26 protein-coding genes are annotated in these 21,249 nt (G+C 66.3%); 21 read left to right on the top strand and 5 right to left on the bottom strand.

What is annotated here, in order from left to right; genetic code table 11:
• Positions 1–99: 99 nt before the first annotated feature.
• Both K3F48_RS05765 and K3F48_RS05760 read left to right on the top strand, forming a co-directional pair.
• Complete coding sequence (locus K3F48_RS05765) at positions 100–423, top strand: nucleotidyltransferase domain-containing protein (protein WP_222574465.1); 324 nt, start codon at positions 100–102, stop codon at positions 421–423.
• Positions 423–815 carry a HEPN domain-containing protein gene (locus K3F48_RS05760; protein WP_222574464.1) on the top strand — a complete coding sequence of 131 codons (393 nt, stop codon included), beginning with the start codon at positions 423–425 and terminating at the stop codon, positions 813–815. The genes K3F48_RS05765 and K3F48_RS05760 overlap by 1 nt, the downstream gene beginning before the upstream one ends.
• Before the next feature lie 280 nt (positions 816–1,095).
• On the opposite strand, the gene K3F48_RS05755 is transcribed toward K3F48_RS05760, so the two are convergent.
• The gene (locus K3F48_RS05755) at positions 1,096–1,329 is read right to left on the bottom strand and encodes a ribbon-helix-helix protein, CopG family (protein ID WP_222574463.1); all 234 of its coding nucleotides are present in this window, start codon (positions 1,327–1,329) and stop codon (positions 1,096–1,098) included.
• 264 nt (positions 1,330–1,593) lie between these two features.
• On the opposite strand from K3F48_RS05755, the gene K3F48_RS05750 reads away from it, so the two are divergent.
• Both K3F48_RS05750 and K3F48_RS05745 read left to right on the top strand, forming a co-directional pair.
• The gene (locus K3F48_RS05750) at positions 1,594–1,881 is read left to right on the top strand and encodes a type II toxin-antitoxin system ParD family antitoxin (protein WP_222574462.1); all 288 of its coding nucleotides are present in this window, start codon (positions 1,594–1,596) and stop codon (positions 1,879–1,881) included.
• Positions 1,882–2,157: 276 nt separating this feature from the next.
• Entirely contained in the window at positions 2,158–3,786 is a 1,629-nt protein-coding gene (locus K3F48_RS05745) for an FMN-binding glutamate synthase family protein (protein WP_222574461.1), read from the top strand.
• Between the two features lie 58 nt (positions 3,787–3,844).
• On the opposite strand, the gene K3F48_RS05740 is transcribed toward K3F48_RS05745, so the two are convergent.
• Complete coding sequence (locus K3F48_RS05740; RefSeq protein ID WP_222574460.1) at positions 3,845–4,954, bottom strand: hypothetical protein; 1,110 nt, start codon at positions 4,952–4,954, stop codon at positions 3,845–3,847.
• Between the two features lie 240 nt (positions 4,955–5,194).
• On the opposite strand from K3F48_RS05740, the gene map reads away from it, so the two are divergent.
• Complete coding sequence (gene map, locus K3F48_RS05735) at positions 5,195–6,031, top strand: type I methionyl aminopeptidase (protein WP_222574459.1); 837 nt, start codon at positions 5,195–5,197, stop codon at positions 6,029–6,031.
• Entirely contained in the window at positions 6,028–6,753 is a 726-nt protein-coding gene (gene radC / locus K3F48_RS05730; RefSeq protein WP_222574458.1) for a DNA repair protein RadC, read from the top strand. The genes map and radC overlap by 4 nt, the downstream gene beginning before the upstream one ends.
• 118 nt (positions 6,754–6,871) lie before the next feature.
• On the opposite strand, the gene K3F48_RS05725 is transcribed toward radC, so the two are convergent.
• The 3 genes from K3F48_RS05725 to K3F48_RS05715 form a co-directional block, all read right to left on the bottom strand.
• Positions 6,872–7,390 (bottom strand): GNAT family N-acetyltransferase, encoded by a 519-nt coding sequence (locus tag K3F48_RS05725; protein ID WP_255608369.1) that lies wholly within the window; start codon positions 7,388–7,390, stop codon positions 6,872–6,874.
• A 47-nt stretch (positions 7,391–7,437) separates the two neighbouring features.
• Positions 7,438–7,863, bottom strand: a complete 426-nt coding sequence (locus tag K3F48_RS05720; RefSeq protein ID WP_222574456.1) for a VOC family protein — start codon at positions 7,861–7,863, stop codon at positions 7,438–7,440.
• Positions 7,864–8,057: 194 nt separating this feature from the next.
• The gene (locus K3F48_RS05715; protein WP_370631361.1) at positions 8,058–8,660 is read right to left on the bottom strand and encodes a pilus assembly protein PilZ; all 603 of its coding nucleotides are present in this window, start codon (positions 8,658–8,660) and stop codon (positions 8,058–8,060) included.
• A 286-nt stretch (positions 8,661–8,946) separates the two neighbouring features.
• Between K3F48_RS05715 and crcB the strand changes: the two genes are divergently transcribed.
• The 15 genes from crcB to nuoK all read left to right on the top strand — a co-directional run bounded on the left by crcB (position 8,947) and on the right by nuoK (position 21,245).
• Entirely contained in the window at positions 8,947–9,330 is a 384-nt protein-coding gene (crcB, locus tag K3F48_RS05710) for a fluoride efflux transporter CrcB (protein ID WP_222574455.1), read from the top strand.
• The gene (locus K3F48_RS05705; RefSeq protein WP_222574454.1) at positions 9,327–10,424 is read left to right on the top strand and encodes an RluA family pseudouridine synthase; all 1,098 of its coding nucleotides are present in this window, start codon (positions 9,327–9,329) and stop codon (positions 10,422–10,424) included. Before crcB ends, K3F48_RS05705 begins: the two co-directional genes overlap by 4 nt.
• A gap of 219 nt (positions 10,425–10,643) precedes the next feature.
• On the top strand, positions 10,644–11,459 hold the full coding sequence (locus tag K3F48_RS05700; protein ID WP_222574453.1) for an ATP12 family chaperone protein: 816 nt from the start codon (positions 10,644–10,646) through the stop codon (positions 11,457–11,459).
• 200 nt (positions 11,460–11,659) lie between these two features.
• A complete protein-coding gene (locus K3F48_RS05695) occupies positions 11,660–12,025 on the top strand; it encodes an NADH-quinone oxidoreductase subunit A (RefSeq protein ID WP_222574452.1) in 366 nt (121 codons plus the stop codon).
• Positions 12,016–12,600, top strand: coding sequence for an NADH-quinone oxidoreductase subunit B family protein (locus tag K3F48_RS05690; protein WP_003608838.1), 585 nt, complete (start codon positions 12,016–12,018; stop codon positions 12,598–12,600). The genes K3F48_RS05695 and K3F48_RS05690 overlap by 10 nt, the downstream gene beginning before the upstream one ends.
• Before the next feature lie 96 nt (positions 12,601–12,696).
• Positions 12,697–13,299 (top strand): NADH-quinone oxidoreductase subunit C, encoded by a 603-nt coding sequence (locus tag K3F48_RS05685; protein WP_222574451.1) that lies wholly within the window; start codon positions 12,697–12,699, stop codon positions 13,297–13,299.
• 70 nt (positions 13,300–13,369) lie between these two features.
• A complete protein-coding gene (locus tag K3F48_RS05680) occupies positions 13,370–14,560 on the top strand; it encodes an NADH-quinone oxidoreductase subunit D (RefSeq protein ID WP_222574450.1) in 1,191 nt (396 codons plus the stop codon).
• The gene (gene nuoE, locus K3F48_RS05675) at positions 14,561–15,187 is read left to right on the top strand and encodes an NADH-quinone oxidoreductase subunit NuoE (RefSeq protein WP_222574449.1); all 627 of its coding nucleotides are present in this window, start codon (positions 14,561–14,563) and stop codon (positions 15,185–15,187) included.
• Positions 15,188–15,194: 7 nt separating this feature from the next.
• Positions 15,195–16,499, top strand: a complete 1,305-nt coding sequence (gene nuoF, locus K3F48_RS05670) for an NADH-quinone oxidoreductase subunit NuoF (RefSeq protein WP_222574448.1) — start codon at positions 15,195–15,197, stop codon at positions 16,497–16,499.
• 5 nt (positions 16,500–16,504) lie between these two features.
• Positions 16,505–16,678, top strand: a complete 174-nt coding sequence (locus K3F48_RS05665) for a hypothetical protein (RefSeq protein ID WP_222574447.1) — start codon at positions 16,505–16,507, stop codon at positions 16,676–16,678.
• Positions 16,675–18,738: an NADH-quinone oxidoreductase subunit NuoG gene (gene nuoG, locus K3F48_RS05660; RefSeq protein ID WP_222574446.1), complete on the top strand. Its 2,064-nt coding sequence runs from the start codon at positions 16,675–16,677 to the stop codon at positions 18,736–18,738. Before K3F48_RS05665 ends, nuoG begins: the two co-directional genes overlap by 4 nt.
• Positions 18,739–18,749: 11 nt before the next feature.
• Positions 18,750–19,769 (top strand): NADH-quinone oxidoreductase subunit NuoH, encoded by a 1,020-nt coding sequence (nuoH, locus tag K3F48_RS05655; RefSeq protein ID WP_222574445.1) that lies wholly within the window; start codon positions 18,750–18,752, stop codon positions 19,767–19,769.
• 12 nt (positions 19,770–19,781) lie between these two features.
• Positions 19,782–20,270: an NADH-quinone oxidoreductase subunit NuoI gene (gene nuoI, locus K3F48_RS05650; protein ID WP_222574444.1), complete on the top strand. Its 489-nt coding sequence runs from the start codon at positions 19,782–19,784 to the stop codon at positions 20,268–20,270.
• Between the two features lie 50 nt (positions 20,271–20,320).
• Positions 20,321–20,923: an NADH-quinone oxidoreductase subunit J gene (locus K3F48_RS05645; RefSeq protein ID WP_222574443.1), complete on the top strand. Its 603-nt coding sequence runs from the start codon at positions 20,321–20,323 to the stop codon at positions 20,921–20,923.
• A gap of 13 nt (positions 20,924–20,936) precedes the next feature.
• On the top strand, positions 20,937–21,245 hold the full coding sequence (gene nuoK, locus K3F48_RS05640) for an NADH-quinone oxidoreductase subunit NuoK (protein ID WP_003608857.1): 309 nt from the start codon (positions 20,937–20,939) through the stop codon (positions 21,243–21,245).
• Positions 21,246–21,249 lie beyond the last annotated feature (4 nt).

Raw genomic sequence — 21,249 nt, 5'->3', positions numbered from 1 at the left:
TGATGATCGAGAAGCCATGACGAGGACCCGTCTTCTCCACGTCGGATGCTCGACACACATTTCCGTGTGAGTTCGAACTCGAAGATGGAAGCTCTACCCATGGCGATCCAAGCCCTTCCCGACCCGATCCTCGCGCGCTTCCGCGCCGCACTCGCCGTTCTCTACGGCGATCGGCTAAAGCGCGCCGTCTTGTTCGGCTCGCGGGCGCGCGGCGACGCGCGGCCGGATTCGGATTACGACATCGCCGTTTTCCTCGAGCAGCCCGACAGCTTCTGGACGGAGAGCGGTCGGCTCGCAGAGATCGAGACCGCCATCCTCTATGACACCGGGGCCGTCATCAACGCCCTTCCCTTCGCCGCCGCCGCCTATGACGCCCGAACGCCGCTGATGCATGAGGTGCGGCGCGAGGGGCTCGACCTGTGATGCAGCCGGAAACGTCCGCCTATCTCGCCAAGGCGCGGCAGGCTTTGAAGGAGGCGCGGATCGTCGCGGCCAACGAGCTGCCGGAGGCCGCCGGGCGCGCCGCCTATCTGGCCGCATTCCATGCGGCGCAAGCGCTCATATTCGAGCGAACCAGCAAGACAGCGAAGAGCCATAATGGCGTGCGCAGCGAATTCGCCCGCCTCGCCAAGAATGATCCGAACATCGACCCGAGCTTTCCTACCTTTCTGGCTCGCGCTTACAATCTCAAAGCGACGGCGGATTACGCCATCGGCGACGGTGGCGGTGTGAGCCTTTCCGAGGCGGAGCAGGCGATCGAAATCGCCGTGCAATTGGTCGACTGCGTCGAGGGTATACTCGCAAGAGGCGCATGAGATCCTGGCTTCGCTGGGCCACAAGCTTCGTCCCCGTCTCCGCGGAGTGTAATATATAGTCACCTCGCACAAGGAGCCCTCGGCATGGCGGACAGCGAGCGACTGACCGTCATCCTGCCGTCCGATATGGCCGCCGCGATCAAATCCACGGTCTCGAGGATGGAGACTACGCCACCGCGAACGAGGTGGTCCACGTCAAGGTGCGCGATCGGGCGGCCGAGCGCGCGACGAGGCCTCGAGAAATGGTCGATGACGATGACCGAGTCGAGAAGCAGGCTCGTCACCTCTCCTCCCAGTCAGCGCGGAGTCGGCGCTGATAGGCGAGACCGTCTCCCTCCCGCCAGAGTCCACGGCTGCGCTCGAGCAGCTCGTCGAAGCTCGGACGCTCTCCGCTTTGACGGTACAGCGCCAAGGCGCGGCGGACGATCTCCGTCATGGGCACACGCTCCGCCTCGGCGAGGCGGATCAGCCAATCCTTTTCAGCGTCGCTCACGCTGATGATGGTGCGGGGCAAGAGGCGAGCCTCCGGCATCGATGATACAATATGGATAATTGCGCCAGTTTCAACATTGGGGGGCGGCGGCAACAGCGCGTGTCTTTCTCCCACTCGCGCGCGCAGAGCGGGAAAAGGGAGCGCGCGCGGCGAGACTGCCGCCGTCTCTCTCTGGAAGGTCGGAGCTCCACCGTCGCCGGCAGGAATGACCAGCGAGGAATGACCTAAAGTCGCAAACTCGGCGGAGTGTGATATATTTCGACCTCCGCACAAGGAGCCAGCGACATGGCGGACATCGAGCGACTGACCGTCACCCTGCCGCCCGATATGGCGGCGGCGATCAAATCCGCGGTCGAGAACGGCGACTATGCCTCCACGAGCGACGTCGTCCGCGCCGCGCTCCGCGACTGGACGGCGAAACGGGCGACGCAGCTTCAGGAACTGGATGCGCTGAGGTCCGACATCGACAAAGGCTTGGCGGATGTCGCGGCGGGCCGCGTCGAGGAATTCGACGCCGAGGCGATCATCACGCGCGGGAGGAGGCTGTCAGCCGACTGCTCGACCTCCGCCTGACCGACCAGCGGAGGTCGACTTGGCGGACGTGGCCGCCCTTCGAGACGCTCGCTTCGCGGGCTCCTCAGGGCGAGGGGCGCAGGTGTAATTTCCTTCGACCGAACCGCGTCGCGTTCCGCGGAGGCTATGCGATCTATTATCTTCCGACAGAAGCGGAGATCGTGATCTCGCGCGTCCTGCATAGCGTGCGCGACGCCGCCGCCATTGCCGAAGACGGCGGCTGCGTCTGATTCGTTCGCCGAGCGCTCCGCTGTCACTGGTGAAAGACCGTTCTCCATGTCCTGGCGTCTCCTCCTCCTTCCCTTCACGCCCCGCCTCGTCATCCTCACGCTCAGCGTCGTCGGCTTCGCCGTCGCGGCGGCGGCGACGCGCGGCGAATGGAGCAGCGCGTTCACGCCGCTCACATTCGTCTTCGTCTCCCTCTGCGCGCTCGGGCTGCGCGATCTGTTGCAGACGGAGCACGCCATTCTGCGCGCCTATCCGATCAGCGGCCATCTGCGCTTTCTGTTCGAGACCATCCGCCCCGAGCTGCGGCAATATTTTTTCGAGGGCAATCGCGACGGCCGTCCGTTCAGCCGCGACCGCCGCGCCATCGTCTATCAGCGCGCCAAGATGGCTATCGACAAGCGCCCGTTCGGCGCCGAGATCGACGTCTATGAAGAAGGCTATGAATGGCTGCGCCATTCGATCGCGGCGCGGCCGGTGTCGGGCGAGGATTTTCGCACGCGCGTCGGCGCGGCGCGCTGCGCGCGGCCCTATGACATATCGCTCCTGAATATATCAGCGATGAGCTTCGGCGCGCTCGGCGCCAACGCGGTCGCGGCGCTCAATCTCGGCGCGCGCAAGGGCGGCTTCGCGCAGGATACGGGCGAAGGCGGCTTCAGCCCCTATCACCGGCAGGGCGGCGACATCGTCTGGCAGATCGCCTCCGGCTATTTCGGCTGCCGCACCGAAAAAGGCGCGTTCGATCCGGAAAAATTCGCCGCGGTCGCCGCCGACGAGCAGATCAGGATGATCGAGGTGAAGCTGAGCCAGGGCGCCAAGCCCGGCCATGGCGGCGTACTGCCGGGCGCCAAGGTCACGGCGGAGATCGCGCGCATTCGCGGCGTGCCGCAGGGCGAGGATTGCGTGTCGCCGGCGACGCATTCGGCGTTCTCGACGCCGATCGAGCTGCTGCAATTTCTGGAGCGGCTGCGCGCGCTTTCGGGCGGCAAGCCGGTCGGCTTCAAGCTCTGCCTCGGCCAGCCTGCGGAATTTCTCGCCATCTGCAAGGCGATGGTCGAGACTAAGCTCGCGCCCGATTTCATCGTCGTCGACGGCAAGGAGGGCGGCACCGGCTCCGCGCCGATGGAGTTCATGGATCATGTCGGCATGCCGATGCGCGAGGGCCTCGTCTTCGCGCATCATGCGCTGATCGGCGTCGGCCTGCGCGACAGCATCCGCATCGGCGCCGCCGGGCAGATCGTCACCGCCTTCGACATGGCGCGGGCGCTGGCGCTCGGCGCCGATTGGTGCAACAGCGGGCGCGGCTTCATGTTCGCGCTCGGCTGCATCCAGTCGCAGTCCTGCCACACGGACCGCTGTCCGACCGGCGTCGCGACGCAGGACAAGAGCCGCGGCCGCGCCCTCGTCGTCGCCGACAAGGCCGAGCGCGTGCGCAATTTCCATCGCGCGACGATGATCGCGCTCGCCGAACTCGCCGCCGCCGCGGGGCTCGACCATCCGAACGGCTTCGAGCCGGAACATTTCTGCCGGCGCGTCTCGGCCCAGGAGACCGCGAGCTTCGCCGATCTCCATCCGGCGCCCGCGCCCGGCTCGTTTCTCGCCGGCGAGATCGATGCGCGCTTTTCCGCCGCATGGCGGCGCGCCCGCGCCGAGTCCTTCCGCCCGGCCGCGACCACGTGAAAGAGGGGCGCGCCTCGAGGGGCGCGCCCGCGATTTGAAGCGCTTTAGATTTGCGCGTTTATTTGCAGGCCCCTTCCGGGTCGATGCAGTAAGGCACATTCACCCAGCTGAACAGCTTGGGGTCGGCGGGGTCGACCGTCAGCTTCACCCATTCCGCCGGCTTGCTGGTCGCGCCCTGAACCGTGATGCGGGTCAGATTGGGCACGGCGACCGTGTTGTGGATCTTGCCGGTCTCGCTGTTGGGGTCGGCGAGCGGCTGGTCCGAGCCGTAGACATGGGAGTCGCCATTGATCAGCAGCACGGGCTTGCGGAAATGCAGGGTCATCCGCGCGAGCTCCTTGACGAAGGTCGTGTAGCGGTCGAGACCGTCGCCGCCGGGCGCGGCGGCGAAGTGATCCCACATATCCGCCTGCAGGGCGATCACCACGCCGAACGCGCGGTGCTCGGCCGCGAGCTCGAAAGCGTCATGAATCCAGCGAATGGCCGCCCCGGTGCGGGCCGCCGCCTCGGCCTCGCGCGCCGCCTTGTTCTCGAAGACGCCCCAGGGGAGGCCGTCATTGTTCGAGCCGGGCATGTTGACGGTGGCGAACACGGTTTTCGCGTCCTCCCACATCATGTTCTCGACATAGTGGGCGTCGGTCGGATAGGCGGCCGCGGCAAACAGCGCCTGGCTGTAGACATATCTGTCGGTGAGGCCGAGCGTATGTCCCGGACGTGCGAAGAACAGGGTGCGAAGGCTGTCGAGTTCCTTGAGCGGCTGGCCGGCGGCGCCTCCCTTCGGCTTGTAGCAATCGGTCCACTCATTGTCGCCCGGCGTGTAGACGACCGACGCCTTGAACCGCTGGAACAGGGCGTAGATCTGCTGGTTCCAGCCGGGATTCGACGTCTGGATCGGCGGCAGAATGCCGGCGCTGGTGCAGGGCTGGGCGCCTGCATGAATGTCGCCGACATGCAGCACGAGCTTCACGCTGGGAGTGGCGTTCACCGAGTGGAGCAGCAGATTGGCGCGGCCGAGCAGATTGTCGTTGTAGGGCCAGTCGCCGAACACGGCGAGCGTGGTCTTGCCCGGATTGCCGGCGGGCGGCGTTGCGGCCGTCTCGGCGGCCGTCGCCGGAGCGGCGGCGAGCAGAGCCGCCGCGAGCGTCATCGCAATATGTTTGACTTGCATCGATATTTCCCCCTGCGCCGGAGCGCCGCTCGGGCGGCGATCCGGGGCCCCAGAACGCGAGCGCCGACGCACGGCCGCGATTGCAGCCGAAGCTCGGCCACGCGGCACTAAGTCAAGCTCATGACAGGGGGATGTCGGCCGCTCGCCGGCGGGCGAAGCGCGAAAGCTTCTTGCTTTGCGCCGTCAGCAGCTTAACTTATAAGCAACGTCGACCTGAAACCGCCAAGCAGAGAGACATTCATGACCTTCGTCGAGTCGCGGCTCGCGGGCTCCGGACGGCGGAGCGGCCAGATCAAGCTCCATGGACCCGAGGATTTCGAGGGCATGCGGCGCGTCGGCAAATTCGCCGCCGAGGCGCTCGACATGCTCGCGCCGCATGTGCGCCCGGGCGTCGCCACCAAGGCGCTCGACGATCTCGTCTTCGATTTCGCCATCGCCCACGGCGCCTATCCTGCCCCCTTGGATTATCGCGGCTTTCGCAAGTCGATCTGCACCTCGATCAATCACGTCGTCTGCCACGGCCTGCCCGACGACAAGCCCTTGCGCGAGGGGGACATCGTCAATGTCGACGTCACCTTCATCATCGACGGATGGCACGGCGATTCGAGCCGCATGTTCGCGGTCGGCGAAATTCCGCGCCGGGCCCAGCGCCTCATCGACGTCACTTATGAATGCCTGATGCGCGGCGTCGCCGCGGTGAAGCCCGGCGCCACGACTGGCGACATCGGCGCCGCCATCCAGCGCTTCGCCGAGGCCGAGCGCTGCTCGGTGGTGCGCGACTTCTGCGGCCATGGGCTCGGCCGGCTGTTCCACGACGAGCCCAACATCCTGCATTATGGCGTCGCCGGCCAGGGCGTGGAGCTGCGTCCGGGCATGTTCTTCACCATCGAGCCGATGATCAATCTCGGCCGCCCGCAGGTGAAGATCCTCGCCGACGGCTGGACCGCCGTCACTCGCGACCGCTCGCTGTCGGCGCAATTCGAGCATTCGCTCGGCGTCACCGAGACCGGCGTCGAAATCTTCACCGCCTCGCCCGCGGGGCTCGACAATCCGACGGCGTCCGCCAGCGCGTCATGACCGAGCCCGGCGCGCCAAAGGCCAAAGCGGCGGCCGGCCTGCGCGAAGAGGCTCCCCATTTCCACGGGCACCGGCAGCGGCTGCGCGAGCGCTTCCTCGAGGCCGGCGAGACGGCGCTCGCCGACTACGAGCTGCTGGAGCTCGTGCTGTTCCGGGCCATAGCGCGACGCGACGTCAAGCCGCTCGCCAAGGCGCTGATCGCCCGCTTCGGCTCTTTTTCCGAGGTGGCGGCGGCGCGGCCCGAGCGGCTGCGCGAGATCGAGGGGCTCGGCGAGGCGGCAATCTGCGAGATCAAGCTCGTCGAGGCGGCGGCGCGGCGCCTCGCGCGCGGAACCCTGCAGAAGCGGCCGGCGCTCTCCTCTTTCATGGATGTGCTGGACTATTGTCGAACGGCCATGGCCTACGCCGAGCGCGAAGAATTCCGCATCCTGTTCCTCGACAAGCGCAATGCGCTGATCGCCGACGAGGTGCAGGGCGTCGGCACGGTCGACCATACGCCGGTCTATCCGCGCGAGGTGGTGCGCCGCGCGCTGGAGCTCGGCTCCACGGCGCTGATCCTCGCGCACAACCACCCTTCCGGCGATCCGACGCCCTCGACCGCCGATGTGCGCATGACGCTCGACATCATCGCCATCGCCCAGCCTTTCGGCATAGCGGTGCATGATCATCTGATCGTCGGCCGCAACGGCCATTCCAGCCTCAAGGGGCAGAAGCTGATTTGAAAGCCTCGGCGCCACGACCAATCGCCTCGCCCTGAGGAGCCCGCGCGGCGGGCGTCTCGAAGGGTGGCCGCCGCGCGCGCTCTGGAACATCCTTCGAGACGCGCCCTGCGGGCGCTCCTCAGGATGAGGGCGTGGGATTTGCGTCGAGACGCAGCGCCATCATCGCCTCGTCGAGATAGTCGCCTCCCGACGTCCGCACCGCGCGCGGCTCGACGCCATAAGCGACGAAACCCCATCGCTCGTAGAAGCGCGTCGCGCGCGCATTGCCGTGGATCACGGTCAAGGTCACCATCTCGGCGCGTCCGCGCGCTTCGTCCATCAACGCGGACATGAGGCGATCGGCGACGCCGGCGCCGCGATAGGCGGCGCGCAGATACATGCCCCAGAGCAGCGCCTTGTGCCGCGTCTTCGCGCCGCCGGAGAAGGCGAGGCCGGCGACGCCGACCAGCGCATCGCCGTCGCAGGCGCCGAACACGGCGTCGCGCGCGAGACGCGCCGCGACATCCTCGAGCGAGAGGCCGGCCTCGTCCTCCGGCGCGAAACGGAACTCGCGCTCGTGCAGGCGGAAGCCTTCGAGGCGCAGCGCGTGGAACGAGACGGCGTCGGCGCGGCCGAGCCGCCTTATGACGATAGACAAGAGGATTCCTTCAGGCTCTTCGATTCCCTCGGCTCGGCCGAGGCACGTCATGAGACAGCGAAGGTCACATGTCCATGCTCGTCGATCGGCCAGGCCGGGTTCCAGGCGATTTCCCATGCATGGTCGTCGGGATCGGCGACATAGCCGCGCAAGCCGCCGTGGGGAGGCTCGTCCGCGGCACGAATGACGGAGCCGCCGGCTTTCGCAAGCCGCTCCATCAAGGGCGCGACATCGTCCCGCGCCGAGACATTGTGAGCGAGAGCGAAAGCCGCAGGATGCGAAAGGCCGGCGCGATTCATATCGGCCTCCAGGGCCGCGGTTCGAAACAGTCCCAGAACGAAGCCGTTCATCTGATAGAAGACGATCTCCTCATTCTCGAACACGGGCGACCATCCGAAGCCGTCGCGATAAAACCGCCGCGACCGATCGAGATCGGCGACGCCGAGAGTAACGACTGAAATTTGCTGTCTCATGCCAAGACCCCTCGCTCACCGGCGCGCTATTACCCGGCGTTGAAGGTCATGGGGCTCGCCGCCGGCGCGACGGCCAGGACCCGCTGTGTCGCGGGGATCGGGCCAACCGCACCGATCTCTCCTTTTTAGACGGCCGTCACTTACCAGCGACAGCTGCAGGATTCAATGCGCGGAGAGGACCGCCCGCCAATCCGTCACAGCTCGATATCTTCATCGAAGCGCTCGAGCGGCAGCAGGCGGCGGAAGCGCACCGCGAAGCCCTGATCGGTCTGGCGGGCGACCTCGGCGATCGTCTTGCGGCCGAGCGTCACCGCGGCGCCGTCGGGCACCTTCACATGGGTGCGCACCGAGGCGCCGCTGCGCGAGAGATCGAGGACCTCGCAGGGCAAGGTGACGCCCTGCACCGTGAAGGTGGTGAAGCGCCGCCGCGGCGTCAGCCGCTCATGCAAGCGGAACGCCGCCTCGCCGGCCGCGCGGCGCGACAGCCAGGCGAGCTGCATCGCGACATGGGCGCGATTGCGGTCGGCGACCTCGAGATCGACGGTGAAGCCGCCGGCGAAGACGCGAATCACCGCGCCCTGGAATTTGCCCCAGGGATCGAGATGCAGCGCGATGCGCTCGCCGACGCCCGGCGCATAATCGCTGCGCAGAGCGACGACTTCGGCGGACATGTCGATCGCCCGGCAAAAATAGTCACGCCGGTCGGGCGCGGTAAAACGGCCCTTGAAACGCGGCTCGGCGGCGGCGTCCGGCGAGCCTTCCGGCCCCCGCCACGGGCTCAAATACGACTTTCGCACGGCCGTCGCTCCACATGCGCGGCGCACGCCGGCCGCCATGGGCCGGAGCGCGAAACCAATCCCGCCGACCGGCGAGATCTCCACTCAAATCCGATCATGCTCTATCCCGAGCGCGAGCGGCTTGCGGCCGCCGCCCCGGCGAGATCGGAACTCTATCATGGAGGCAGGCGAGTAAACCGGCGTTGAATCGGCTCGCGCCAATTTGAGGCCAATCGAAACGAGTCCACGTTCGTCCACGCTTTCTCCGCCAGCGTGACGAAGCCGCGCGCTTGCGCTAAAAGGCGCCATGCGCTCTCTCCTTCTCGTCTTTCTCGGCGCCGGCGCCGGCGGCGTCCTGCGGCACTATGTGAATATTTTCTGCAGCCGCACGCTCGGCGCCGAATTTCCCTGGGGCGTGTTCCTCATCAATGTGACCGGATCCTTCGCCATGGGGCTGGCCGCCGGCTATTTCGCCTTCAAATCCGGCCCCGGCTGGCCGCAATGGCTGCGCCTGTTCCTGACGACCGGGGTGCTCGGCGGCTACACGACCTTCTCCGCTTTCTCGCTCGACGCCGCGACCCTGCTCGAGCGCGGCGACGCCGTCACCGCCTGGCTCTATGTCACGGGCTCGGTCGGCCTCGCCATTCTGGCGCTGTTTCTCGGCCTGTCGATCATGAGGGCGATTTCGTGAGCGCGACCACGCCGCGCCCTATCGAGTCGACGCCGGTGCAGACGCTCATCGTCTCGGAGGACGAGGCGGGCCTGCGGCTCGACCGCTGGTTCAAGCGGCGCTTTCCGGCGCTCGCGCTCTCGCATCTCGCCAAAATCTGCCGCAAGGGCGAGGTGCGCGTCGACGGCAAGCGCGTCGACACCTCGACGCGGCTGGAGCAGGACCAGAAAATCCGCGTGCCGCCGCTGAAGCTGGAGAGCGCCGCCGCCGCGCCGGCGATTCTGCGCGCCTCGCCCGAGGACGCGCGCGCGCTCGCCGAGATGACGCTCTATGAGGACGCGAGCCTGATGGTGCTGAACAAGCCCTATGGCCTCGCCGTGCAGGGCGGCTCGGGCATGAAGCGCCATCTCGACGGCATGCTCGAGTCTCTGGCGAAGGGCGACGCGCGGCCGGTGCTGGTGCATCGGCTCGACCGCGACACCTCCGGCGTGCTGCTCGTCGCCAAGAACCGCCGCACCGCCGCCGATCTCGGCGAGATCTTTCGCTCGCGCCAGGCGCAGAAAATCTATTGGGCGCTGGTCGAGGGCGTGCCCAAGCCGGCGCAGGGCCGCGTCTCGCTCTATCTCGCCAAGGGCCCCGGAATGGGCGACGACCGCCCGCCGCGCCCGGGGACGGAGCGCCGGGAGGCCGCCGACGCGCGCGAAAAAATGCGGGTGGCGCGCCATGGCGACGAAGGCGCGCAGCACTCGCTCACCTATTACGCCATCGTCGAGAAGGCGGCGCCGCGCTGCGCCTGGTTGTCGATGAAGCCGCTCACCGGCCGCACCCACCAGTTGCGCGCCCATGCCGAGGCGATCGCCTGCCCGATCTTCGGCGATCCCAAATATGGCCACAGGCCCGAGGACGAGGTGCGCCGTCGCGATCCCATGCGCGCCATGCCCGAAGGCCTGGAGCGCAAGCTGCATCTGCTCGCGCGGCGGCTCATCCTGCCCCATCCCAAGGGCGGGACGCTCGATGTGACCGCGCCGCTGCCGCCGCATATGCAGAAGAGCTGGGACGCGTTCGGCTTCGACGTGCGGCGCGAGGACCCCATATTGGCGGCTCCGGACGTTTGATATGTTTCGGGCCGAAGGAATATCGACCTACTACCCTCGTCCTGAGGAGCCGCCGAAGGCGGCGTCTCGAAGGACGGCCGCGGACCAAATTCACGGCATTTGGCAGTGGCCGTCCTTCGAGACGCCCGCTTCGCGGGCTCCTCAGGACGAGGGTCGAGGATTTTTATCCTTCACCTGATGTTCCGCGGAAATACGATCCGCCGCAAAGGGGAGAGCCGCATGGCCGCCGACAACGACAATCTCAGCGACGGCCTGTTCGTGGCCGATGAGGAGCGCAATCCGCTGCGCGCCGCCGCGCAAGGCGCGCGCCCCACGCTGCCGAAGCGCTTCTACGAGACCGCCGCCGTCGGCGAGAGCGCGGACGGCTTCGCCGTGCTGCTCGACGGCAAGACCGTGAAGACGCCGGGCCGCCGCCCGCTGGCGACGCCCTGGCGGGAGCTGAGCGCCGCGCTGGCGGCCGAATGGGCCGCCCAGGGCGAAAGACTCGATCCCACCGCCATGCCACTGACGCGGCTCGCTAATTCGGCGATCGACGGGGTCGCCGAGCGAATGGCCGAGGTCGCGGCGGACATCGTCAAATACGCCGGCTCCGATCTCGTGAGCTATCGCGCCGGCGAGCCGGCGGGCCTCGCCGAGGCGCAGGCGCAGGCGTGGGACCCGCTCGTCGCCTTCGCGAAGGACCGCCTGCGCGCCCCGCTCGCCGCGACGGAAGGAGTGATGTTCGTCGCGCAGCCGCCGGAGGTCGCGGCGGCTGTGGCGCAGGCGGTGGAGGCTTATGCCGGCGCCGATGCGGGCGCGCCGTTCCGCCTCGCCGCACTGCACGCCATGACGACGCTGACCGGCTCCTGCGTCATCGCCCTCGCCGTGGCCCAGCGCGTGATCGAGCTGGAGGCCGCCTGGGCGGCCGCCCATGTCGACGAGAACCACCAGATGAAGGCCTGGGGCGCCGACGAGGAAGCGCTGCAGCGGCGCGCCCGGCGCTTCGACGAGATGCGGGCGGCGGCGGCGATCGCCGCCGCGAGCGCGTCCGCCTGAATTGCGGGCGCCCCGCGCAAAATTTCGTCGAGACGCGGGCAAGAAGAAGGAAAGTCGGCGCAAACCCTTCGGCGCGGACCAGCTTGTCTCTTGCTTTGATCTATACGCTTTGTTACGGAACGCGCGGCCGGACGGCGCCCCGGGTCCCGACCCCCGTCGCCACGACCGCCGCCTTCCGCCGCCCAACGTCGGACACAGCCATGCCAGGCCTTCTCGAACAATATCTGCCGCTCGTGATCTTCATCGCCCTCGCGGCGATCATTTCCGGCGCGCTTCTCGTTCTCCCCTTCCTGGTCGCCTTCAAGGCGCCGGACCCGGAGAAGCTCTCCGCCTATGAGTGCGGCTTCAACCCGTTCGGCGACGCGCGCATGAAATTCGACGTGCGCTTCTATCTGGTGGCGCTGCTGTTCATCGTCTTCGACCTCGAGGTCGCCTTTCTCTTCCCCTGGGCGGTCGCCTTCAAGGAGGCCGGCAGCTTCGGCTTCTGGTCGATGATGTTCTTCCTCGGCGTGCTGACCGTCGGCTTCGTCTATGAATGGCGCAAGGGAGCGCTCGAATGGGATTGATCACGCGCCAGAGCCCGACTCTCGTCGCGCCCTCCGCCAAGGGCCTCGTCGATCCGCGCACCGGCAAGCCGGTCGGCGCCGACGATCCCTTCTATCTCGGCCTCAATGACGAGCTCGCCGACAAGGGCTTCGTCGTCACCGCGACCGACGACATCATCAATTGGGCCCGCACCGGCTCGCTGATGTGGATGACCTTCGGCCTCGCCTGCTGCGCGGTCGAGATGATCCAGGCGGCCATGCCGCGCTACGATCTCGAGCGATTCGGCTTCGCCCCGCGCGCCAGCCCGCGCCAGTCGGACGTCATCATCATCGCCGGCACGCTGACCAACAAGATGGCGCCCGCTCTGCGCAAGGTCTACGACCAGATGCCCGAGCCGCGCTATGTCATCTCGATGGGCTCCTGCGCCAATGGCGGCGGCTACTATCATTATTCCTATTCGGTGGTGCGCGGCTGCGACCGCATCATTCCGGTGGACATCTATGTTCCCGGCTGCCCGCCTTCGGCCGAGGCGCTCGTCTATGGCGTGCTGCTGCTGCAGAAGAAAATCCGGCGCAGCGGCACCATAGAACGCTGACGATTCGCGCCTCTCGCGAGGCGCGCAAAAAAACGAGGACGAAGCGAACCGACGCGCGACGAGCCCGTCGGTTTCTTCTAGCGAGGTGAGCCTTTCATGAGCGCGGAACTCGAACTGCTCGGCGAGAAGGTGGCGGCCGCCCTGCCCGGCGCCGTGCGCGGCCTGAAGATCGCCTATGGCGAACTCACCGTGGAGGTGGAGCGCGCGCGCTGGCTCGACGTGGCGCGGGTGCTGCGCGACGATCCGGAGCTGCTGTTCGTCAGCTTCATCGACATCACCGCGGCGGATTATCCCGAGCGCGAGCAGCGTTTCGACGTGGTGACGCATCTGCTCTCGCCGCGACGCAATCAGCGCATTCGCCTCAAGACGCAGACCGACGAAGCGACGCCCGTCGCCTCGCTGACGAGCCTCTATCCCGGCGCCGACTGGTTCGAGCGCGAGACCTATGATCTCTTCGGCGTCCTCTTCGACGGCCATCCGGATCTTCGCCGCATCATGACCGACTATGGCTTCGACGGTCATCCGCTGCGCAAGGATTTTCCGATGACCGGCTATGTCGAGGTGCGCTACGACGACGAGCGCAAGCGCGTCGTCTACGAGCCGGTCAATCTGACTCAGGAATACCGCAAGTTCGATTTCCTCTCTCCGTGGGAGGGAGTCCAATATGATTTGCCGGGTGACGAAAAGGCCAGCAAGTGACGCGTGAGATAAGTCTCGATCCGCTACTCGCTATTCGCTATTCGCTCCTCCCCCGCCTGGGACTGTCCCGATGAACGATCAGAGCCTCCGCAATTTCAACCTCAACTTCGGGCCCCAGCATCCTGCCGCCCATGGCGTGCTGCGACTGATCCTCGAGCTCGACGGCGAGGTGGTCGAGCGCTGCGATCCGCATGTCGGCTTCCTGCATCGCGGCACCGAGAAGCTGATGGAAGCGCGCACCTTCCTGCAGAACGTGCCTTATTTCGATCGGCTGGACTATTGCTCGCCGATGAATCAGGAGCACGCCTTCTGCCTCGGGATCGAGCGCCTGCTCGGCGTCGAGGTTCCGCGCCGCGGCCAGCTCATCCGCGTGCTCTACGCCGAGATCGGCCGTCTCCTCTCGCATCTGCTCAACGTCACCTCCCAAGCGATGGACGTCGGCGCCCTCACCCCGCCGCTGTGGGGCTATGAGGAGCGCGAGAAGCTCATGGTGTTCTATGAGCGGGCGAGCGGCGCGCGCATGCACGCCAATTACTTCCGTCCGGGCGGCGTCGCCCGCGATCTGCCCGACCAGCTGGTCGAGGACATCGGCGCCTTCTGCAAACCCTTCCTGAAGGTCTGCGACGATCTCGAGGAGCTGTTCATCGGCAACCGCATCTTCAAGCAGCGCAACGCCGACATCGGCGTCATCTCGCTCGAGGACGCGTGGAAATACGGCTTCTCCGGCGTGATGGTGCGCGGCTCCGGCGCGCCCTGGGACCTGCGCAAGTCGCAGCCCTATGACTGCTACGAGGAGATGGAGTTCGACATCCCCATCGGCAAGAACGGCGACTGCTACGACCGCGCGGTGATCCGCATGGAGGAGATGCGCCAGTCGACCTACATCATGCGGCAGTGCGTCGACAAATTGCTGACGGCCACGAACCGTGGCCCGGTGGCGACCGACAACAACAAGATCAGCTCGCCGCCCCGCTCCGAGATGAAGCGCTCCATGGAGGCGCTCATCCATCACTTCAAGCTCTACACCGAGGGCTTCAAGGTGCCGGCGGGCGAGGTCTATGCGGCGGTCGAGGCGCCCAAGGGCGAGTTCGGCGTCTATCTGGTCTCGGACGGCGGCGACAAGCCCTATCGCTGCAAGATCAGGGCGCCCGGCTTCGCGCATCTGCAGGCCATGGATTTTCTCTGCAAGAACCATCTGCTCGCCGACGTCTCGGCGATCCTCGGTTCGCTCGATATCGTCTTCGGGGAGGTCGATCGCTAAATGACCACACGTCGTCTCGCCGAGCAGCAGCCGGACAGCTTCGAGTTCACGCAAGAGAACAAGGCGTGGCTCGACAAGCAGATCGCCAAATATCCGGACGGCCGTCAGGCCTCCATGGTCGTGCCCGCTCTGTGGCAGGCGCAGAAGCAGAATGATTACTGGCTGCCGCAGAAGGCGATCGAGACCGTCGCGGACACGCTCGGCATGCCCTATATCCGCGTGCTCGAGATCGCGACCTTCTACACCATGTTCAATCTCGAGCCGGTGGGGAGGTTCTACGTGCAGCTCTGCGGCACGACGCCCTGCATGCTGAGCGGCTCGGACGATCTCATCGCCGTGCTGGAGCGCCGGGTGGGACCGCAGCGGCATGTGACCGCCGACGGCCTGTTCTCCTGGCTCGAGGTCGAGTGCCTCGGCGCCTGCTGCAATGCGCCGATGGTGCAGATCAATGACGATTACTACGAGGATTTGACGGCCGAGAGCTTCGAGAAGCTGCTCGATGACCTCGCCGCCGGCCGGCCGGTGAAGACCGGCTCGCAGACGGGCCGCATCTCCTCGGAGCCGGCGGGCGGATTGACGAGCCTCACCTCTCTCTACGGCGACGGCGCCAAAGCGCAGGCGGAGTGAACCAGAAATGCTCGCCGACAAAGACCGCATCTTCACGAACCTCTACGGCTATGGCGACCGGGGCCTCGCCGGCGCGCGCTCGCGCGGCCAGTGGGACAACACCAAGGCGCTGCTGGAGCTCGGCCGCGACAAGATCATCCAGGAGGTGAAGGATTCGGGGCTGCGCGGACGCGGCGGCGCCGGCTTCTCCACCGGCCTCAAATGGTCTTTCATGCCCAAGACGCCCGATCCGGCGCGTCCCTCCTATCTCGTCATCAACGCCGACGAGTCGGAGCCCGGCACCTGCAAGGATCGCGAGATCATGCGCAACGACCCGCATACGCTGGTCGAGGGCGCGCTGGTCGCCTCCTTCGCGATGGGCGCGCACGCCTGCTACATCTATGTGCGCGGCGAGTTCATCGCCGAGCGCGTCGCCCTGCAGCGCGCGGTGGACGAAGCCTATGAGGCGAAGCTCATCGGCAAGGACAATGTCCACGGCTATCCCTTCGACCTCTATGTGCATCACGGCGCCGGCGCCTATATCTGCGGCGAGGAGACGGCGCTGATCGAGAGCCTCGAGGGCAAGAAGGGCATGCCGCGCCTCAAGCCCCCCTTCCCGGCCAATGTCGGCCTCTACGGCTGTCCGACCACGGTCAACAATGTCGAGTCGATCGCGGTTGTGCCGACCATTCTGCGGCGTGGCGCGAGCTGGTTCGCCGGCATCGGCAAGCCCAACAATACCGGGACCAAGCTCTTCTCCATCTCCGGCCATGTGAACAGACCGTGCAATGTGGAAGAGGCGATGTCGATCCCCTTCCGCGAGCTGATCGACCGTCACTGCGGCGGCGTCCGTGGCGGCTCCGACAATCTGCTCGCCGTCATCCCCGGCGGCTCCTCGGTGCGCCTCGTGCCGGCCGATCAGATCATCGACTGTCCGATGGATTTCGACAGCCTCGTCAAGCTCGGCTCCGGCCTCGGCACGGCGGCCGTGATCGTGATGGACAAGTCGACCGACATCATCCGCGCCATCGCCCGCCTCGCCTATTTCTACAAGCATGAGAGCTGCGGCCAATGCACGCCCTGCCGCGAAGGCACGGGCTGGATGTGGCGCGTCGTCACCCGCATGGCGGAAGGGCGCGCGCATAAGCGCGAGATCGACATGCTGTTCGACGTGTCGAAGCAGATCGAGGGGCATACGATCTGCGCGCTCGGCGATGCGGCCGCTTGGCCGATCCAGGGCCTCATCAATCACTTCCGCGGCGAGATCGAGCGGCGCATCGACCGCTATGCGGCCAATCCGCATCCCGAGCCTGTGAAGGTGGCGGCGGAGTAGAGATAATGACCGCACAGCATCGAACGGACGAGCTCATCGCACAGCTGGCGGCGCTCGCTCCTGAAGAGCTTCAAGAGCAGATCGAGGCGGTCGAGCGATATCTTCGGAGCGACGCGGGGCGCGCCGAATTCGGCAATTTGAGCGCGCTCGCCGCGCAAGAGAGGGGCGAAGCTGCATGACGAAGATTCTCGTCGATGACGTCGAGGTCGACGTTCCGGCCGAATATACGCTGCTGCAGGCCTGCGAGGAGGCCGGCGCCGAGGTGCCGCGCTTCTGCTTCCATGAGCGTCTGTCGATCGCCGGCAATTGCCGCATGTGCCTCGTCGAGGTGAAGGGCGGACCGCCCAAGCCCGCCGCCTCCTGCGCCATGTCGGTCAAGGATCTGCGTCCCGGCCCGAACGGCGAGCCGCCGCAAGTCTTCACCAAATCCCCGATGGTGAAGAAGGCGCGCGAAGGCGTGATGGAGTTCCTGCTCGTCAATCATCCGCTCGACTGTCCGATCTGCGATCAGGGTGGCGAGTGCGACCTGCAGGATCAGGCGCTCGCTTTCGGCGGCGACAGCTCGCGCTACGCCGAGAACAAGCGCGCGGTCGAGGACAAATATATCGGCCCGCTGGTCAAGACGGCGATGAACCGCTGCATTCATTGCACCCGCTGCGTGCGCTTCACGGCGGAGATCGCCGGCACCAGCGACATGGGCGCGATCGGCCGCGGCGAGGATATGGAGATCACCACCTATCTGCAGACCGCGATGACCTCGGAGCTGCAGGGCAATGTGACCGATCTCTGCCCCGTCGGCGCGCTGCTGCCCAAGCCGCAAAATTTCCGCGCCCGCCCGTGGGAATATCAGAAGACCGAGACGATCGACGTGCAGGACGCGCTCGGCTCGGCGATCCGCGTCGACGCGCGCGGCCGCGAAGTGATCCGCATTCTGCCGCGCGTCAACGAGGCGGTGAACGAGGAGTGGATTTCCGACAAGACGCGGCAGGTCGTGGACGGCCTCAAGGTCCAGCGTCTCGACCGTCCCTATATTCGTGACAACGGCCGGCTGCGCGCCGCCTCCTGGCAGGAGGCGCTCGCCACCGTGGCCGCCAAGATCAAGGCGGCGGCGCCAGGAAAAATCGGCGCGCTCGTCGGCGATCTCGCCGCGCTCGAGGAAATCTATGCGCTGAAGCTGCTCGTCGAAGGACTCGGCAGCGCCAATCTCGACGCGCGCCAGGACGGAACCAAGCTCGACCCGCGCTTCGGCCGCGCCTCTTATCTCTTCAATGCGACCATCGCCGGGATCGATGACGCCGATTCGCTGCTGATCATCGGCTCCAATCCGCGCAAGGAAGCGCCGGTGCTCAATGCGCGCATTCGCAAGCGTTGGCTGCGCGGCGACTTCCCCATCTCGCTCGTCGGCGAGAAGGCGGATCTCACTTATGATTATGATTATCTCGGCGCCGGGCCGGACTCGCTGTCGCGCTTCCTCGACAGCGCGCCGACCGGCTCGTCGAGGCGCGTCGTGCTGATCGGCCAGGGCGCGCTGACGCGGCCCGACGGCCGCGCCATTCTGGCGCTCGCCGCGCAGATCGCCAAGAAGCATGGCGCGCTCGGCGAGGGCTGGAACGGCTTCAGCGTGCTGCACACGGCGGCCGCGCGCGTCGGCGCGCTCGACCTCGGCTTCACGCCGGGCCAGGGCGGGCTCGACGCCGGCGAGATGGCCAAGGCCGGCGCGCTCGAGCTGATCTTCAATCTCGGCGCCGATGAGATCGCCATCGAGCCGGGCGCCTTCGTCGTCTATATCGGCACGCATGGCGACAAGGGCGCCCATCGCGCCGACGTCATTCTGCCGGGCGCCGCCTATACGGAAAAATTCGGTCTCTATGTGAACACCGAAGGCCGCGTGCAGGAGGCGCTGCGCGCCACCTTCCCGCCCGGCGACGCCCGCGAGGATTGGGCCATTCTGCGCGCGCTCTCCGGCGCGCTCGGCGCGCCTCTGCCTTTCGACTCGCTGAAGCAATTGCGCGCGAAGCTCGCCGAGGCGCATCCGCATGTCGCCAAGCTCGACCGGATCGCGCCGGCGAATGTCGCCGATCTCGAGGCGGTGGCGCTGCAGCCGGCGACGGCGTGGAAAGACGATTTCGTCGCCGCCATCGCCGATTTCTATCTCACCAATCCGATCGCCCGCGCCTCGGCCACCATGGCCGAATGCTCGGCGCTGGCGCAGGGCCGGCTCAGCCGCGCTGCCGAATAGGAGCATAAGACGTGATCGACGGCTGGCTGCTCAATCTCCTCATCATCATCGTCAAGAGCGTCGTCCTGACGGTGGTGCTGCTCGTCTATCTCGCCTATGCGATCTATATCGACCGCAAGGTGTGGGCAGCGGTGCAATTGCGCCGCGGCCCCAATGTCGTCGGTCCCTGGGGCCTGCTCCAGAGCTTCGCCGACATGCTGAAGTTCGTGCTGAAGGAGCCGGTGATTCCGGACACGGCCAATAAGGGCGTGTTCCTGCTGGCGCCCTTCGTCACCGCCATGCTGGCGGTCGCCGCCTGGGCGGTGATCCCCGTCAATGACGGCTGGGCGGTCGCCGATCTCAATGTCGGCATTCTCTATATCTTCGCCATCTCCTCGCTCGGCGTCTACGGCATCATCATGGGCGGCTGGGCGTCGAACTCGAAATATCCGTTCCTCTCGGCGCTGCGCTCGGCCGCGCAAATGGTGTCCTACGAGGTCTCGATCGGCTTCGTCATCATCACCGTGCTGCTCTGCGCCGGCTCGCTGAACCTCACCGAGATCGTGCGCGCGCAGGACACGCAATATGGCATGCTCGGCTGGTATTGGCTGCGCCTCCTGCCGATGTTCGTGATCTTCTTCATCTCGGCTCTGGCCGAAACGAACCGCCCGCCCTTCGATCTCGTCGAGGCGGAATCGGAGCTCGTCGCCGGCTTCATGATCGAATATTCGGCGACGCCCTACATGCTGTTCATGCTCGGCGAATATGTCGCCATCCTCACCATGTGCGCGCTGCTGACGCTGCTGTTCTTCGGCGGCTGGCTGCCGCCGTTCCACATCGCGGCGCTCGATCTCGTGCCCGGCGTGATCTGGTTCGTGCTGAAGGTCACCTTCTTCTTCTTCCTCTTCGCCATGGTGAAGGCTTTCGTGCCGCGCTACCGCTATGACCAGCTCATGCGGCTCGGCTGGAAGGTGTTCCTGCCCATCTCTCTCGTCATGGTGATCCTCGTCGCCGCCGTGCTGCAATTCGCCGGCTCGGCGGGCGCGAACTAAGGGGCCCGTGTCATGAAGCTCGATCAAGCAGCGAAATCGCTCTTCCTCACCGAGTTCATCGCCGCCTTCTTCCTGTCGATGCGCTATTTCTTCAAGCCGAAGGCGACGCTGAACTATCCGCACGAGAAGAACCCGATCTCGCCGCGCTTTCGCGGCGAGCATGCGCTGCGCCGCTATCCCAATGGCGAGGAGCGCTGCATCGCCTGCAAGCTGTGCGAGGCGATCTGCCCGGCGCAGGCCATCACCATCGAGGCCGGTCCACGCCGCAACGACGGGACGCGCCGCACCACGCGCTACGACATCGATATGGTGAAATGCATCTATTGCGGCTTCTGCCAGGAGGCCTGCCCGGTGGACGCCATCGTCGAGGGGCCGAACCAGGAGTTCGCCGTCGAGACGCGCGAGGAACTCTACTACAACAAGGATCGCCTGCTCGAGAACGGCGCGCGCTGGGAGCGCGAGATCGCGCGCAACATCGCGATGGATTCGCCCTATCGCTGAAGGCGCAGAACCCGCGCGACGCTACGAGGCTGCGAGAGAGGAACGACACAGTGGCTGCAGCATTCTTCTATCTTTTCTCGGCGGTGCTGATCGCATCGGCTTTCGCGGTGATCGTCGCGCGCAATCCGGTCCATTCGGTGCTCTTTCTCATCCTCGCCTTCGTCAATGGCGCGGGCCTGTTCCTGCTCGCGGGCGCCGAGTTCCTCGCCATGATCCTCGTCGTCGTCTATGTCGGCGCGGTGGCGGTGCTGTTCCTCTTCGTCGTCATGATGCTCGACGTCGACTTCGCCGAGCTGCGCCAGGGCTTCTCCAAGCATCTGCCGCTCGGGGCCGGAGTCGGCGCGGTGGTGCTCATCGAGCTCGGCATGATCGCAGTCGGCTGGCAGAGCGCGCCAAATGCGCTCGAGGCGGCGCAGACCCCGATCGCTGCGGGCGTCTCCAACACCGCCGCGCTCGGTCAGGTCCTCTACACGAAATATTTCGTGTTCTTCCAAGCCTCCGCTCTGGTGCTGCTCACCGCCATGATCGGCGCGATCGTGCTGACGCTGCACCATCGCCCCGGCGTCAAGCGGCAGAAGATCGCGGAGCAGAACGCGCGCACGCGCGAGAATGTGATCGAGATCAAGAAAGTGCCCTCGCGGGCGGGCGTCTGAAGGAAGCGCAGCAATGGCCGTCGGTCTCACCCATTACCTCGTCGTCGCGGCGATCCTGTTCACGCTCGGCGTCGCCGGCATCATCCTCAACCGCAAGAACATCATCATCATTCTGATGTCGGTCGAGCTGATCCTGCTCGCGGTGAACATTAATCTCGTCGCCTTCTCGGCGGCGCTCGGCGATCTCACCGGACAAGTGTTCGCTCTGTTCATCCTGACGGTGGCGGCGGCGGAGGCGGCCATCGGCCTCGCCATTCTCGTCACCTATTTCCGCAACCGCGGCACCATCGCGGTCGAGGACATCAACTCTCTGAAGGGCTGAGCGC

Source organism: Methylosinus sp. Sm6 (genome assembly GCF_019802345.1).
Lineage (GTDB): Bacteria > Pseudomonadota > Alphaproteobacteria > Rhizobiales > Beijerinckiaceae > Methylosinus.
The sequence above is the reverse complement of the archived record's forward strand: the minus strand, read 5'-3'. Positions and strand labels throughout refer to the sequence as shown.

What these genes read in the sequence shown, in the direction of transcription:
- K3F48_RS05760 (WP_222574464.1), top strand. Translation starts at nt 423, where the DNA reads ATGCAGCCGGAAACGTCCGCCTATCTCGCCAAGGCGCGGCAGGCTTTG.
- K3F48_RS05685 (WP_222574451.1), top strand. Translation starts at nt 12,697, where the DNA reads ATGAGCGCGGAACTCGAACTGCTCGGCGAGAAGGTGGCGGCCGCCCTG.
- K3F48_RS05690 (WP_003608838.1), top strand. Translation starts at nt 12,016, where the DNA reads ATGGGATTGATCACGCGCCAGAGCCCGACTCTCGTCGCGCCCTCCGCC.
- K3F48_RS05720 (WP_222574456.1), bottom strand. Translation starts at nt 7,863, where the DNA reads ATGAGACAGCAAATTTCAGTCGTTACTCTCGGCGTCGCCGATCTCGAT.
- K3F48_RS05665 (WP_222574447.1), top strand. Translation starts at nt 16,505, where the DNA reads ATGACCGCACAGCATCGAACGGACGAGCTCATCGCACAGCTGGCGGCG.
- nuoF (WP_222574448.1), top strand. Translation starts at nt 15,195, where the DNA reads ATGCTCGCCGACAAAGACCGCATCTTCACGAACCTCTACGGCTATGGC.
- radC (WP_222574458.1), top strand. Translation starts at nt 6,028, where the DNA reads ATGACCGAGCCCGGCGCGCCAAAGGCCAAAGCGGCGGCCGGCCTGCGC.
- crcB (WP_222574455.1), top strand. Translation starts at nt 8,947, where the DNA reads ATGCGCTCTCTCCTTCTCGTCTTTCTCGGCGCCGGCGCCGGCGGCGTC.
- K3F48_RS05765 (WP_222574465.1), top strand. Translation starts at nt 100, where the DNA reads ATGGCGATCCAAGCCCTTCCCGACCCGATCCTCGCGCGCTTCCGCGCC.
- nuoK (WP_003608857.1), top strand. Translation starts at nt 20,937, where the DNA reads ATGGCCGTCGGTCTCACCCATTACCTCGTCGTCGCGGCGATCCTGTTC.
- nuoG (WP_222574446.1), top strand. Translation starts at nt 16,675, where the DNA reads ATGACGAAGATTCTCGTCGATGACGTCGAGGTCGACGTTCCGGCCGAA.
- K3F48_RS05740 (WP_222574460.1), bottom strand. Translation starts at nt 4,954, where the DNA reads ATGCAAGTCAAACATATTGCGATGACGCTCGCGGCGGCTCTGCTCGCC.
- K3F48_RS05695 (WP_222574452.1), top strand. Translation starts at nt 11,660, where the DNA reads ATGCCAGGCCTTCTCGAACAATATCTGCCGCTCGTGATCTTCATCGCC.
- K3F48_RS05745 (WP_222574461.1), top strand. Translation starts at nt 2,158, where the DNA reads ATGTCCTGGCGTCTCCTCCTCCTTCCCTTCACGCCCCGCCTCGTCATC.
- K3F48_RS05680 (WP_222574450.1), top strand. Translation starts at nt 13,370, where the DNA reads ATGAACGATCAGAGCCTCCGCAATTTCAACCTCAACTTCGGGCCCCAG.
- nuoI (WP_222574444.1), top strand. Translation starts at nt 19,782, where the DNA reads ATGAAGCTCGATCAAGCAGCGAAATCGCTCTTCCTCACCGAGTTCATC.
- nuoE (WP_222574449.1), top strand. Translation starts at nt 14,561, where the DNA reads ATGACCACACGTCGTCTCGCCGAGCAGCAGCCGGACAGCTTCGAGTTC.
- K3F48_RS05700 (WP_222574453.1), top strand. Translation starts at nt 10,644, where the DNA reads ATGGCCGCCGACAACGACAATCTCAGCGACGGCCTGTTCGTGGCCGAT.
- K3F48_RS05750 (WP_222574462.1), top strand. Translation starts at nt 1,594, where the DNA reads ATGGCGGACATCGAGCGACTGACCGTCACCCTGCCGCCCGATATGGCG.
- map (WP_222574459.1), top strand. Translation starts at nt 5,195, where the DNA reads ATGACCTTCGTCGAGTCGCGGCTCGCGGGCTCCGGACGGCGGAGCGGC.